A 13,357-nucleotide genomic window follows, 5' to 3' on the forward strand; every position below is an offset into this window, starting at 1 on the left:
GTAATGGGGCAGGGCAGTCAAAGCTTGTTCAGCGGGATCTTCAGGTAACTCACGCCGTTTTCCTCAGGCTCCGGGAACTGGCCACTGCGCATGTTCACTTGCACCGATGGCAGGATCAGCACGGGCATCTCGAGGGTCTTGTCGCGGGCTTCGCGCATGGCCACGAAGCTGTCCTCATCAATGCCTTGGCGGATGTGGATGTTGCTGGCGCGCTGCTCGGCCACCGTGGTGACGTACTGCATCTCGCGCCCGCCTGGCAGGTAGTCGTGGCACATGAACAACCGGGTCTGGTCGGGGAATGCCAGCAACCGGCGGATCGAGCGGTACAGCGTCCGTGCATCGGCGCCAGGGAAGTCGCAGCGGGCGGTGCCGTAGTCAGGCATGAACAGGGTATCGCCGACGAACACCGCAGTCTCGCCAGCGTCCACCACCATGTAACTGATGCAGGCTGGCGTATGCCCAGGGGTATGCAGCGCACGGGCATGCAGGTTGCCGATGCGGAAACCTTCTTCATCTTCGAACAGCACATCGAACTGGCTGCCATCGCGGGCGAAGCCGGGCTCGGCGTTGAACAGCGTGCCAAAGACTTTCTGCACCTGGGTGATGTGCGCACCGATGGCTGTATGGCCGCCGAGCCTGCCCTTGAGATAAGCCGCCGCCGAGAGGTGGTCGGCATGTACATGGGTTTCCAGTACCCATTGCACGTTAGCCTTGAGCTCGGTCACACGTTCGATCAGGCGATCCGCCGAAGCGGTGCAGGTGCGCCCGGACTTGGGGTCGTAATCCAGCACGCTGTCGATCAGTGCGCACTGCAGGGTTTCACGATCCATGACCAGGTAGCTGATGGTCGAGGTCGCCTTGTCATAGAAGGCGTCCACGTGAAGGTTGTTGCCGATGATCATCACGTTCTCCAAATTATCTGCCTCGCCTTGTACAGGCGTAGGCAGTGGATGGAGATTTATCAAGATGCATGCCAGGCATTTTCAGACGCCAGAACCAGTAAAACCAGCACCCAAATCAAGTAAATGCCGAAAGTGGCAGCGCTAATGGCAGTCGACTGTCAGCCAATGGCAGTGTTTGGCAGTCCTTGTTACCCTGCGCCAGGTTATCCAATCGGTGTCGTCATGCCTGAATCTCATCCACTCATCCTAGCTCTGGTTTCCTACCTTGAGCACGATGCCCTGCCTACAATCGTGCTAGACACCGACTACAACATCCTTGCGGCCAACGCGGCTTATCGCCGGCAGTTCGGCCGAGACAAGCAGGCCCCTCTGGGTGAAAAATGCCATCGTGTGTCACATCACTACGCCGTCCCGTGTGACCAGGCCGGTGAGCACTGCCCGATGCGCAAGGCGTGGGACAGCAAAGTGCCGGAGCGTGTGCTGCACATTCATCACACGCCGCGAGGTCCTGAGCATGTGGATGTGGAACTGCGGCCGATCCTCGATGAGCAGGGCAGGGTGGTGGCGTTCGTCGAGCGGCTTACCAGCATCACCCTGGCCTCTGCTCAGCCTCAAGAACACGGACTGGTCGGGCGAGCACCGGCATTCAAGACCGCGTTGGCCAGCCTTCAACGTGCGGCACCCGCACAGATTCCTGTGCTGCTCCAGGGCGAGTCGGGTACCGGCAAGGAGCTCTTCGCTCGCGCTATTCACATGGGTAGCCCGCGGGCCAATGGCCCACTGGTCGTGGTCGACTGCACAGGCCTGACCGAATCGCTGTTCGAAAGCGAGCTGTTCGGCTACGAGAAAGGCGCTTTCACCGGCGCCAACCAGCGCAAGATCGGCTTGGCTGAGGCTGCCCATGGTGGCACGTTGTTCCTCGACGAGATCGGCGAGGTGCCGTTGGCGATGCAGGTCAAACTGCTGCGCCTGATCGAGTCCGGGAGTTTCCGCCCGGTGGGCAGCCTGCGCACCGTGCATTCGGATTTCCGCCTGGTATCGGCGACCCATAAACCGCTGAAGAAAATGGTGGCAGAGGGTACCTTCCGTGAAGATCTGTATTACCGCATCAGTGGTTTCCCGATCCGCCTGCCGGCGTTGCGCGAGCGCGTGGAGGATTTGCCATTGCTGGCCGAGAGCCTGCTTCAACGCATGGCTGGCAAGCCGACACCCAGCCTGACCGAAGAAGCGCTGAAGCAACTTACGTTGCATGCGTTCCCCGGGAACATTCGCGAATTGCGCAACATCCTGGAAAGGGCTCGACTGTTTGCCGATGACGGGCTGATCCGGCCTGAGCATCTGCCGGAAGATGTTGGGCCCCAGCAGGCATTCGGCATGAGCAGAGGACGAAACGATCTGAGTGATCTGGCGCAGGCGCTGGAGCAGTTTCAAGGATCACGCAGCGAACTGGCCCGGCACCTTGGCCTGAGTGAGCGAACCTTGTATCGCCGCCTGAAAGCGCTTGGCCTGTAATACGCCTACCTTTACCTGACCTTTACCTCTGCCCTTACATTATGTGGAAAAGTTTGTGGTCTGATCAGTTAACCGCACCAGGCAGCCCGTTTTACCTGCCGGGCGTTAACAGGCAGAGGATCAACAAATGAAGAAAGCCCTAACCGTACTCTGCGCCGCGCTTGTGCTCAGCACACCCTTGGCCAGCTTCGCTCAACCGGGCCCGGACCGCTACGACGATGGTCCATCCCATCAGGGCTACCCGCCACATGGCCAACCCGAACGGCACGACCGTCATGACGACGGTCGCTACCCGGCCTACCACAACCCGAACTTCCGACCCGAAGCGGGTATGCCGATGCCGCATCAGCAGTGGCATCGTGGCTATGTAGTGGAGCCGCGTTATCGCGCCGACCGCTACTGGGTGACCGACTGGCGCGCGCGTCATCTGTACGCACCACCACGCGATCACCGCTGGTTGTACGTGAATGGTGACTATGTGCTGGTGGCGATCGCCACAGGCGTGGTCGTCAGCGTTCTCTCCGGTTACTGATTCCTCAGCCCCAAAAAGCCCGCGTCAGCGGGCTTTCTTGTTTGTGGCGATCTACTCACAGTAGTGGTTCCACGTGGAACATGGCGCCAAGGCCGCCGTGCATCCGCGCGTACAGGCCGCGAATCGCCTGATGTTTGGGATCAACTAAACTCCAAAGTTCCAGTACTGAACGTTCTGTTTGGTACTCGTTCATCCAACAGTAGTTACTCCCACCGAAGTGTCCTGAGGACACACCATCATGTGTAAATCATGTGATTCAACTTCCCACCCAACAGATCGCCGTCGATTTCTTCAGTTTGCCGGACTCGGAGCCGGTGCCTTGCTGCTATCCGGTGCGCTCCCTGCACGGCTTTCGCAGGCAGCAGAAAAGTCGACAGCGCCCCCTAAACCGCAGAACGCAATCAGCCCAGACGAAGCGTTGAAACGGCTGATGGCAGGTAATGCGCGTTACATCAACGGTGATTCAACCTCACACGACTTCAAGGATGAGCGCGAGGCGTTGGTGTCTGGGCAAAACCCGTTTGTCGCAGTGCTCAGTTGTTCCGATTCGCGTATTGCACCGGAGTACGCATTTGATACGGCGCGGGGTGATTTATTTGCGATTCGTGTAGCAGGCAACTTTGTGACTGGCGAGGGTCTGGCCAGTATTGAATATGGCGTGGCGGTGCTGGGTGCGCCTTTGCTTCTGGTACTCGGCCATGAAAGCTGCGGTGCCATTGAAGCCGGGATCAAAGCAGTAAAGGACAACGCCAAGTTCCCTGGGCATATTCCGAAGCTGACGGATGCGCTCAAGGGCTCAGTCGAAAAGGCGATCAAACAGCCTGGCAATCTGATGGACAATGCCATCGCGCAGAACGTCAAGGATTCTGTTGAGGCGCTCAAGAAGGCCACACCGCTGCTTACCGATGCGATCAGCAAAGGCAAGTTGAAGGTCGTGGGAGGCGTGTATCGGCTGGCCACTGGGAAGGTGGAGCTTATTGCCTGAGCAAGTGTCTGGATGGGGCCGGCGCGCGCTTACCCCATCCAGCCTTCAGGGCCTGGCTGTGCGCAAAAAAAAGGCCCGCTTGAGCGGGCCTTAGTTCTTCAGCGGTTGCTGCAACCTGATCAGAAGTCCAGGTTCGATACCGACAGCGCATTGCTTTCGATGAAGTCGCGGCGTGGCTCCACCGCGTCGCCCATCAGGGTATTGAAGATCTGGTCGGCGGCAATCGCGTCTTCGATGGTGACCTTGAGCATGCGGCGGACGGTTGGGTCCATGGTGGTTTCCCACAGCTGCTCCGGGTTCATCTCACCCAAACCTTTGTATCGCTGGATGGTGTGGCGCTTGGTGCTTTCGTTCATCAGCCAGTCGAGGGCTTCCTTGAACTCGGTGATCGCCTTGCGACGTTCACCGCGCTGCACGTAGGCACCCTCGCCGAGCAGGGTAGACAGCTTGGCACCCAGGGTGACCACCGAGCGGTAGTCGTTGCTGCCGAAGAAGTCGCGGTTGAAGGTGACGTAGCTGGCCAGGCCGTGGGAAGTAACTTCCACTTCCGGCAGCCAGACATTGCGCTCCTTGTCTTCGCGCAGGCTGGCCTGATAGACCAGGCCCGATTTCTGGCTGTTGCTCAGACGCTCCTGGAACTTCACCTGCCAGGCTTGCATCACCGCGTGGTCGCCCAGTTGCTCCTGAGTGACTTCCGGCAGGTAGATGAAGTGCTCGGTGATGTCTTCCGGGTACAGGCGCGACAGGCGCTTGAGGGTCTTCATCACGGCGCGGAATTCGTTAACCAGGGTTTCCAGCTGTACGCCGGAAACGGCTGGCGCCGACTCGTCCAGGTGCAAGCTGGCATCTTCGAGGGCCGATTGGGTCATGTATTCTTCCATGGCCTCGTCGTCCTTGATGTACTGCTCCTGCTTGCCTTTCTTGACCTTGTACAGCGGCGGCTGGGCGATGTAGATGTAGCCACGCTCGACCAGCTCCGGCAGCTGACGGAAGAAGAAGGTCAGCAACAGGGTACGGATGTGCGAACCGTCGACGTCAGCATCGGTCATGATGATGATGTTGTGATAACGCAGCTTGTCGATGTTGTACTCTTCGCGGCCGATACCGCAGCCCAGTGCAGTGATGAGCGTGCCCACTTCCTGGGACGAGATCATCTTGTCGAAGCGCGCTTTCTCGACGTTGAGGATCTTGCCCTTCAGCGGCAGGATCGCCTGGGTGCGACGGTTACGGCCTTGCTTGGCCGAGCCACCTGCGGAGTCACCCTCCACCAGGTACAGTTCGGAGAGGGCAGGGTCCTTCTCCTGGCAGTCCGCCAGTTTGCCCGGCAGGCCGGCGATATCCAGCGCGCCTTTGCGGCGGGTCATTTCACGGGCTTTACGCGCCGCTTCACGGGCACGGGCAGCGTCGATCATCTTGCCGACCACAGCCTTGGCTTCGTTCGGGTTTTCCAGCAGGAAGTCGGCGAAGTACTTGTTCATCTCTTGTTCCACGGCGGTTTTCACCTCCGAGGAGACCAGCTTGTCCTTGGTCTGCGAGCTGAACTTCGGATCCGGCACCTTCACCGAAATGATCGCGGTCAGGCCTTCACGGGCATCATCACCGGTGGTGGCGACCTTGTTCTTCTTGGCCAGGCCTTCCTGCTCGATGTAGCTGTTCAGGCTACGGGTCAGCGAGGAACGGAAACCGACCAGGTGGGTACCGCCGTCACGCTGCGGAATGTTGTTAGTGAAGCACAGCAGGTTTTCGTTGAAGCTGTCGTTCCACTGCAGCGCAATCTCGACACCCACGCCATCGTCACGCTGGACGTTGAAGTGGAAGACCTGCGAGTTGACCGGAGTCTTGTTGGTGTTGAGGTATTCAACGAACGCCTTCAAGCCACCTTCGTACTTGAAGAACTCTTCCTTGCCCGAACGCTCGTCCTTCAGCAGGATGCCGACACCCGAGTTGAGGAACGACAGTTCGCGAATCCGCTTGGCCAGGATGTCCCAGCTGAAGTGAATGTTCTTGAAGGTTTCAGCCGAAGGCTTGAAGTGGATGTGAGTACCGGTGGTTTCGCTGTCACCGACGACGGCCATCGGCGCCTGAGGAACACCGTGAACGTAGGTCTGTTCCCAGATCTTGCCGCTGCGGCGAACGGTCAGCACCAGCTTCTCGGACAGGGCGTTCACTACCGACACACCTACACCGTGCAGACCGCCGGATACTTTGTAGGAGTTGTCGTCGAACTTACCGCCGGCGTGCAGCACGGTCATGATGACCTCGGCTGCGGAAACGCCTTCTTCTTTGTGCACGTCGACCGGAATGCCGCGACCGTTGTCGCGCACACTGATGGATTCGTCCGTGTGAATGATGACGGTGATGTCATCGCAGTGACCGGCGAGGGCTTCGTCGATCGAGTTGTCGACCACTTCGAAGACCATGTGGTGCAGGCCGCTACCATCATCGGTGTCGCCAATGTACATGCCGGGACGCTTGCGTACGGCATCCAAACCTTTCAGCACCTTGATGCTGGAGGAGTCGTACGTTTGATTTTCGCTCATGCCTTCACTCCCGATGGTCGTGGGTCTGGGTGATACAGCCTTGTTCCACGTGGAACAAGGCAACTGGCGTTTCCGTCTGCCAGCCTTCCCTCAGTAATTCGTGATCTACACAGGTGATGAACACCTGGCAGCGTAATTCTTCAAGCAAGCGGCACAGCGCGCGGCGATGCTGGTCATCCAGCTCGGACGGCAGGTCGTCAACGAGATAAATACAGTGGCCGCGTCGAGCCTGACTGACGAGGTGGCCCTGGGCAATGCGCAGCGCGCACACCACAAGCTTTTGCTGACCACGCGACAAGATGTCGGCTGCGTTATTGGCAGCCAGACGAAGACGCAGATCAGCACGCTGCGGGCCGGCCTGGGTATGGCCCATCTGCTGATCGCGAAGGAGAGAGGAGGCGAGTACTTCTTGCAGTTCCCGGTCCTTGTCCCAGCCTCGGTAGTAGCTCAGGGTCAACCCGTCCAGCTCGACCAGCTCGCTCAGGGTTCGCTCGAAGACGGGCTTCAAGGCCTTGATGTAGTTGCGACGGTATTCATCTATTTCCGCGCTGGCCAGGCATAACTCCCGGTCCCAGGCGGCTTGCGAAGCTGGGTCAAGTGTACCATGCCGCAACCACGAGTTCCGCTGCCGCAGCGCCTTCTGCAGACGTTGCCAGGCAGGCAGGAATCGAGGTTCCACGTGAAACACTCCCCAATCGAGAAACTGCCGGCGGATTTTCGGTGCGCCTTCCAGCAACCTGAAACTGTCCGGGTTGATCAGCTGCAGCGGCAACAGTTCAGCCAGTTGAGCAGCGCTCCTGGCATTCTGCCCGTCGATGCGGATAGTGAATTCGCCCGCCCGCTCCCTGGAGACGCCCAGGTTGCTGGTGCCACCTTCAGCCAACTGAACTTCGCCAAACACGGTGCAAGTAGGTTGCTCGTACTGAATGACCGGGTTCAACCGAGTGCTGCGGAATGACCGGGCAAGGCCAAGCAGGTGCACGGCTTCGAGCACACTGGTCTTGCCGCTGCCATTGGCGCCGTAGAGGATATTGATGCGGGGGGAAGGTGAGAGAGTCACCGGGTGCAGATTGCGCACCGCGGTGACCATGATACGTCGAAGGGACATTTCGCCTGCTACGTATTACAGGCGCATCGGCATGACAACGTAGGAAGAATCGTCATTGCCAGCTTCCTGCAGCAGCGCACTGCTGTTGGAGTCAGACAGAATCAGACGAACTTGCTCGGTAGTCATAACGCCCAACACGTCCAGCAGGTAGCTGACGTTGAAGCCGATCTCCAGCGAACTACCTTCGTAGTCAACGCTGATCTCTTCTTCCGCTTCTTCCTGCTCCGGGTTGTTGGCCTGAATCTTCAGTTGGCCAGCTGCCAGTTGCAGGCGAATACCGCGGTACTTCTCGTTGGACAGAATGGCGGTACGGCTGAACGCTTCACGCAGCGCCTGGCGGTCACCGATTACCAGCTTGTCACCACCCTTTGGCAGCACGCGCTCGTAGTCCGGGAACTTGCCGTCGACCAGTTTGGAAGTGAAGGTGAATTCACCGGTGGTCGCACGGATGTGGTGCTGACCGAGAACGATGCTGACCATGCCTTCCGGATCCGTGAGCAGGCGCGCCAGCTCAAGAATACCTTTACGTGGAACGATGACCTGATGGCGATCATCCTGCTCGATCGGTGCGCTCATCGAGCACAGCGCCAGACGGTGACCGTCAGTGGAAACCGCACGCAGGGTGTTGCGCGACACTTCCAGCAGCATGCCGTTGAGGTAGTAACGCACGTCCTGCTGAGCCATGGCGAAGCTGGTGCGCTCGATCAGGCGGCGCAGTTTGCTCTGCTCCAGGTTGCAGGTCAGCGAGCCCGGGCCTTCTTCAACGGTAGGGAAATCGTTGGCAGGCAGGGTCGACAGGGTAAAGCGGCTACGGCCGGCTTTGACCAGGAGCTTCTGCTCGTCGACCTTGATATCGATCAGAACATCGTTCGGCAGGCTCTTGCAGATGTCCATCAGCTTGCGCGCCGGGACAGTGATCTCGCCTGGCTCGGCCGGTTCTTCCAGTTGCACGCGGCCAACCAGTTCGACTTCCAGGTCGGTACCGGTCAACGACAGCTGCTGGCCTTGCACGACCAGCAGGACATTGGACAGCACCGGCAAGGTCTGGCGGCGCTCGACGACACCGGCGACCAGTTGCAGGGGTTTCAACAGGGCTTCGCGTTGAATGGTGAAATGCATGGTCTAGTCCCTTGCCTTCAATTAGCTGCGCTGGCGACCTTCAAGTCGTCAGCGTCCGCAGCAGGTTCTTGTAGTCCTCGCGGATGTCCGCGTCGGATTCCTTCAATTCGTTGATCTTGCGGCAGGCGTGCAGCACGGTGGTGTGGTCACGGCCGCCAAACATGTCGCCGATCTCCGGCAGACTGTGGTTGGTCAGCTCCTTCGACAGTGCCATGGCCACCTGACGCGGGCGCGCAACGGAGCGCGAGCGGCGTTTGGACAACAAATCGGCGATCTTGATCTTGTAGTACTCGGCCACGGTGCGCTGGATGTTATCCACACTCACCAGCTTGTCCTGAAGCGCCAGCAGGTCCTTCAACGACTCGCGAATCAACTCGATGGTGATGTCACGGCCCATGAAGTGCGAGTGAGCGATCACCCGCTTCAGGGCGCCTTCGAGTTCACGTACGTTGGAGCGGATGCGCTGGGCGATAAAGAACGCGGCATCATGCGGCAGTTCGACCTTGGCCTGGTCGGCCTTCTTCATCAGGATCGCCACACGGGTTTCCAGTTCCGGCGGCTCGACAGCCACCGTCAGGCCCCAGCCGAAGCGCGACTTCAGGCGCTCTTCCAGGCCTTCGATCTCCTTCGGATAGCGGTCGCTGGTGAGAATCACCTGCTGGCCACCCTCGAGCAAGGCGTTGAAGGTGTGGAAGAACTCTTCCTGGGAACGCTCTTTACGGGCGAAGAACTGGATGTCGTCGATCAGCAGCGCATCAACCGAGCGGTAGAAGCGCTTGAACTCATTGATCGCGTTGAGCTGCAGCGCCTTGACCATGTCCGCGACGAAGCGTTCGGAATGCAGGTACACGACCTTGGCATTCGGGTTCTTCTTCAGCAGGTGGTTACCCACAGCATGCATCAGGTGGGTCTTGCCCAGGCCCACACCCCCATAAAGGAACAGCGGGTTGTAACCATGCTTGGGGTTGTCGGCGACCTGCCAGGCCGCAGCGCGAGCCAGCTGGTTCGACTTACCTTCTACAAAGGTCTCGAAGGTAAACGTGCGGTTCAGATAACTGGTGTGCTTGAGCGCGCCTTCAACCTGAACCGTGCGCTGCTCGGTACGGCTGCCGGCAGCCGGTGCCGACGCGCTGTCGCCCATGCCATCGAAGCTGTCACGTGAAGCCGACTCGACGACCTCATTCACCTGCACCGGCTCAGCCGCTGGCGCCTGTACCGGCTCGGCAATGGCAGGCGCAGCGGCCTGTTGAGTCTGGCTTTGTGCAAGCGTGGCTGCGACTGCAGCGCTGACGGGTGCATTGGGTGCGGCCCGTGGAGCAGAGCTGCGACGGCTGCCTATTAACAAGGAAAGGGCTGGCGCCATGCCGCTGCCGTTTTCACCCAACAGTTCGAGCAGACGGCCAAGGTACTTTTCATTCACCCAATCGAGTACGAAACGGTTCGGCGCATAGACGCGCAACTCGTCGCCTTCGGCTTCGACCTGTAGCGGACGGATCCAGGTGTTGAATTGCTGGGCAGGCAGTTCATCGCGCAGAAGCTCCACGCACTGCTGCCAAAGTTCCACTGACACGGATATCCCCTGAGTTGAAAGCCGGATGAGGCAAAAACAAACCGCCATTGTACCGGTCGAGCGATCAGTTATCCACATGTGGAAACATTCCGAGCCATGACAAAACAGCCATTTAGCGGCAAAAACGTCTCTCAAGCTCTGTGAATAAGGTCTGTGGATAACCGTACGTGAGGTCTATGCACAACCCTGAGGTCAGGCCTGTTGATAACTCCTCTGTGGATAACGGGCCTTTCTATCCACAGGCTTTTCCCACGTCCGACACAGGCGGAGCACCTGTTACCGACAAGGTTGTAAATCTCTGTACAGCTCGTAAATATTGGGCTGCATGGAGTTATCCACAGAAGGTTATCCACTTAAGATTTATAAGTTCTTCAGAAAAGCTTTTTATATGTCTCTTCTTTTTTTTCATTTTGTCGTCCGTCTGCCTAGCTGATCAACCCTCCCTGGCATCCAGCCGTCAGGGCGCCTTCTATAAGGAAAGACTGGTTGGAAATTGACCTATGGGCTTGCTTTCTCTAGAATCGCCGATCTCTTAAAAAGGGGGCCATTCCGGCCCGTAGTCGACAAACCAGGTAACAACGCCATGAAACGTACTTTCCAACCAAGCACCATCAAGCGCGCTCGCACCCACGGCTTCCGTGCCCGTATGGCTACCAAGAACGGCCGCGCTGTTCTGTCGCGTCGTCGTGCCAAAGGCCGTAAGCGTCTGGCCATTTGATTTTTCGGCACAGGTGGTGAGTCAGGACTTCAGTCGGGAAAAGCGACTGCTTACACCCCGGCACTTCAAAGCGGTCTTCGACTCCCCAACCGGCAAGGTTCCAGGGAAAAACCTGCTGATCCTTGCTCGCGAGAACGGCCTGGATCACCCGCGCCTCGGCCTGGTGATCGGCAAGAAGAGCGTCAAGCTCGCCGTTCAACGCAACCGCCTCAAGCGCTTGATGCGCGATTCCTTCCGGCTCAACCAGCAAATGCTGGGTGGCCTGGATATAGTGATCGTCGCGCGCAAGGGATTGGGTGAGATAGAAAACCCGGAATTGCACCAACACTTTGGCAAGCTCTGGAAACGCCTGGCGCGCAGCCGGCCAACTCCAGCGGCAAACGCCGATTCCGCAGGGGTAGACAGCCAAAATGCGTAAACTGGCCCTCGTTCCGATCCAGTTTTACCGTTACGCCATCAGTCCCCTGATGGCCAATCACTGTCGTTTCTACCCCAGTTGCTCCTGTTACGCTCTAGAAGCCATTGAAAACCATGGCCTCTTGCGTGGTGGGTGGCTAGCCGTTCGTCGCCTGGGGCGTTGTCATCCGTGGAACGACGGCGGTTTCGATCCCGTTCCCCCCGCTCCTTCCTCCCGAACTTCTTCGATAGCCGAGTAATCATGGATATTAAACGCACGATCCTGATCGTCGCCCTGGCAATCGTGTCCTACGTCATGGTCCTCAAGTGGAACGAGGACTACGGCCAGGCTGCCCTGCCGACTCAGAATACTGCTGCCAGCACCGTTGCCCCGGCCTTGCCGGATGGTGTGCCGGCCGGTACCGCCAGCGCCGATGTGCCGAGCGCCAATGCCGAATCCAGCCCTGCCGAACTGGCTCCGGCCGCGGTCAGCAAGGACCTGATCCGGATCAAGACCGATGTCCTGGAACTGGCTATCGACCCGGTCGGTGGTGACATTGTCCAGCTGAACCTGCCTAAATACCCACGCCGTCAGGACCATCCGGACATTCCGTTCCAGCTGTTCGACAACGGTGGCGAGCGCATCTACCTGGCACAGAGCGGCCTGACCGGCGCCAACGGTCCGGATGCCCGTTCGTCGGGTCGCCCGCTGTACGCCACCGAGCAGAAGAGCTACCAGCTGGCTGATGGCCAGGAACAACTGGTCGTCGACCTCAAGTTCAGCGACAACGGCGTCAACTACATCAAGCGCTTCAGCTTCAAGCGCGGTGAGTACGACCTGACCGTCAGCTACCTGATCGACAACCAGAGCGGCCAGGCCTGGAACGGCAACATGTTTGCCCAGCTCAAGCGTGACGCCAGTTCCGACCCATCGTCGAGCACCGCCACCGGCACCGCGACCTACCTGGGCGCCGCCATGTGGACGGCTTCCGAACCTTACAAAAAGGTCTCGATGAAGGACATCGACAAAGGTAGTTTGAAAGAAAATGTGTCCGGTGGCTGGGTTGCCTGGCTGCAGCACTACTTCGTGACCGCCTGGATTCCGGCCAAGTCGGACAACAATGTTGTCCAGACCCGCAAGGACAGCCAGGGCAACTACATCATCGGCTATACCGGCCCGGCGCTCAGCGTTCCAGCTGGCGGCAAGGTCGAAACCAGCGCCATGCTGTATGCCGGTCCGAAAATCCAGTCCAAGCTGAAAGAGTTGTCCCCAGGCCTGGAACTGACCGTCGACTACGGCTTCCTGTGGTTCATTGCCCAGCCGATCTTCTGGCTGCTGCAACATATCCACAGCCTGCTGGGTAACTGGGGCTGGTCGATCATCGTGCTGACCATGCTCATCAAGGGCCTGTTCTTCCCGCTGTCGGCTGCCAGCTACCGCTCGATGGCGCGCATGCGTGCCGTGGCGCCGAAGCTTGCCGCACTGAAGGAACGCTTCGGTGACGATCGCCAGAAGATGTCCCAGGCGATGATGGAGCTGTACAAGAAAGAGAAGATCAACCCGCTGGGCGGTTGCTTGCCGATCCTGGTGCAGATGCCGGTGTTCCTGTCCCTGTACTGGGTACTGCTGGAAAGCGTCGAGATGCGTCAGGCCCCATGGATGCTGTGGATCACTGACCTTTCGATCAAGGATCCGTTCTTCATCCTGCCGATCATCATGGGCGCCACCATGTTCATCCAGCAGCGTCTGAACCCGACTCCGCCGGATCCGATGCAGGCCAAGGTGATGAAAATGATGCCGATCATCTTCACCTTCTTCTTCCTGTGGTTCCCGGCTGGTCTGGTGCTGTACTGGGTTGTGAACAACTGCCTGTCGATCACTCAGCAGTGGTACATCACCCGCCGTATCGAAGCAGCCACCAAAAAAGCTGCTGCTTGACGGGCTACTGCGCTAGCCTGTGAATAAAAACGCCCC

At 58.8% G+C, this 13,357-nt stretch carries 12 protein-coding genes; 7 read left to right on the plus strand and 5 right to left on the minus strand.

Going from position 1 to position 13,357, the window contains the following annotated elements; translation table 11 throughout:
* Positions 1 to 17: 17 nt before the first annotated feature.
* Complete coding sequence (locus ACIPZ8_RS20640; protein ID WP_400726888.1) at positions 18 to 902, minus strand: MBL fold metallo-hydrolase; 885 nt, start codon at positions 900 to 902, stop codon at positions 18 to 20.
* Positions 903 to 1,124: 222 nt separating this feature from the next.
* Between ACIPZ8_RS20640 and ACIPZ8_RS20645 the strand changes: the two genes are divergently transcribed.
* The 3 genes from ACIPZ8_RS20645 to ACIPZ8_RS20655 all read left to right on the plus strand — a co-directional run bounded on the left by ACIPZ8_RS20645 (position 1,125) and on the right by ACIPZ8_RS20655 (position 3,931).
* Positions 1,125 to 2,414, plus strand: a complete 1,290-nt coding sequence (locus ACIPZ8_RS20645) for a sigma-54 interaction domain-containing protein (RefSeq protein WP_400727097.1) — start codon at positions 1,125 to 1,127, stop codon at positions 2,412 to 2,414.
* 127 nt (positions 2,415 to 2,541) lie between these two features.
* Positions 2,542 to 2,946, plus strand: a complete 405-nt coding sequence (locus ACIPZ8_RS20650) for an RcnB family protein (RefSeq protein ID WP_400726891.1) — start codon at positions 2,542 to 2,544, stop codon at positions 2,944 to 2,946.
* Between the two features lie 238 nt (positions 2,947 to 3,184).
* Positions 3,185 to 3,931 (plus strand): carbonic anhydrase, encoded by a 747-nt coding sequence (locus tag ACIPZ8_RS20655; protein WP_400726894.1) that lies wholly within the window; start codon positions 3,185 to 3,187, stop codon positions 3,929 to 3,931.
* A gap of 119 nt (positions 3,932 to 4,050) precedes the next feature.
* Here the strand turns inward: ACIPZ8_RS20655 and gyrB are convergent, their stop codons facing one another.
* From gyrB to dnaA, 4 genes are read right to left on the minus strand one after another with little or no spacing between them, the layout of a single operon-like run.
* Positions 4,051 to 6,471 carry a DNA topoisomerase (ATP-hydrolyzing) subunit B gene (gene gyrB, locus ACIPZ8_RS20660; protein ID WP_400726897.1) on the minus strand — a complete coding sequence of 807 codons (2,421 nt, stop codon included), beginning with the start codon at positions 6,469 to 6,471 and terminating at the stop codon, positions 4,051 to 4,053.
* A 4-nt stretch (positions 6,472 to 6,475) separates the two neighbouring features.
* Positions 6,476 to 7,579, minus strand: a complete 1,104-nt coding sequence (recF, locus tag ACIPZ8_RS20665; RefSeq protein ID WP_400726900.1) for a DNA replication/repair protein RecF — start codon at positions 7,577 to 7,579, stop codon at positions 6,476 to 6,478.
* 15 nt (positions 7,580 to 7,594) lie between these two features.
* Positions 7,595 to 8,698: a DNA polymerase III subunit beta gene (gene dnaN, locus ACIPZ8_RS20670; RefSeq protein ID WP_400726903.1), complete on the minus strand. Its 1,104-nt coding sequence runs from the start codon at positions 8,696 to 8,698 to the stop codon at positions 7,595 to 7,597.
* A 40-nt stretch (positions 8,699 to 8,738) separates the two neighbouring features.
* Complete coding sequence (gene dnaA, locus ACIPZ8_RS20675; protein ID WP_400726906.1) at positions 8,739 to 10,268, minus strand: chromosomal replication initiator protein DnaA; 1,530 nt, start codon at positions 10,266 to 10,268, stop codon at positions 8,739 to 8,741.
* A gap of 583 nt (positions 10,269 to 10,851) precedes the next feature.
* On the opposite strand from dnaA, the gene rpmH reads away from it, so the two are divergent.
* From rpmH to yidC, 4 genes are read left to right on the plus strand one after another with little or no spacing between them, the layout of a single operon-like run.
* Positions 10,852 to 10,986 (plus strand): 50S ribosomal protein L34, encoded by a 135-nt coding sequence (gene rpmH / locus ACIPZ8_RS20680; protein ID WP_003253163.1) that lies wholly within the window; start codon positions 10,852 to 10,854, stop codon positions 10,984 to 10,986.
* 13 nt (positions 10,987 to 10,999) lie between these two features.
* The gene (gene rnpA, locus ACIPZ8_RS20685) at positions 11,000 to 11,404 is read left to right on the plus strand and encodes a ribonuclease P protein component (RefSeq protein ID WP_079230262.1); all 405 of its coding nucleotides are present in this window, start codon (positions 11,000 to 11,002) and stop codon (positions 11,402 to 11,404) included.
* A complete protein-coding gene (gene yidD / locus ACIPZ8_RS20690) occupies positions 11,397 to 11,642 on the plus strand; it encodes a membrane protein insertion efficiency factor YidD (RefSeq protein ID WP_079230263.1) in 246 nt (81 codons plus the stop codon). The genes rnpA and yidD overlap by 8 nt, the downstream gene beginning before the upstream one ends.
* Positions 11,643 to 11,644: 2 nt before the next feature.
* Positions 11,645 to 13,321 carry a membrane protein insertase YidC gene (gene yidC, locus ACIPZ8_RS20695; RefSeq protein ID WP_400726909.1) on the plus strand — a complete coding sequence of 559 codons (1,677 nt, stop codon included), beginning with the start codon at positions 11,645 to 11,647 and terminating at the stop codon, positions 13,319 to 13,321.
* Positions 13,322 to 13,357 lie beyond the last annotated feature (36 nt).

Origin of the sequence: Pseudomonas sp. NPDC089422 (assembly GCF_044749405.1) — a bacterium.
Classification (GTDB): domain Bacteria; phylum Pseudomonadota; class Gammaproteobacteria; order Pseudomonadales; family Pseudomonadaceae; genus Aquipseudomonas.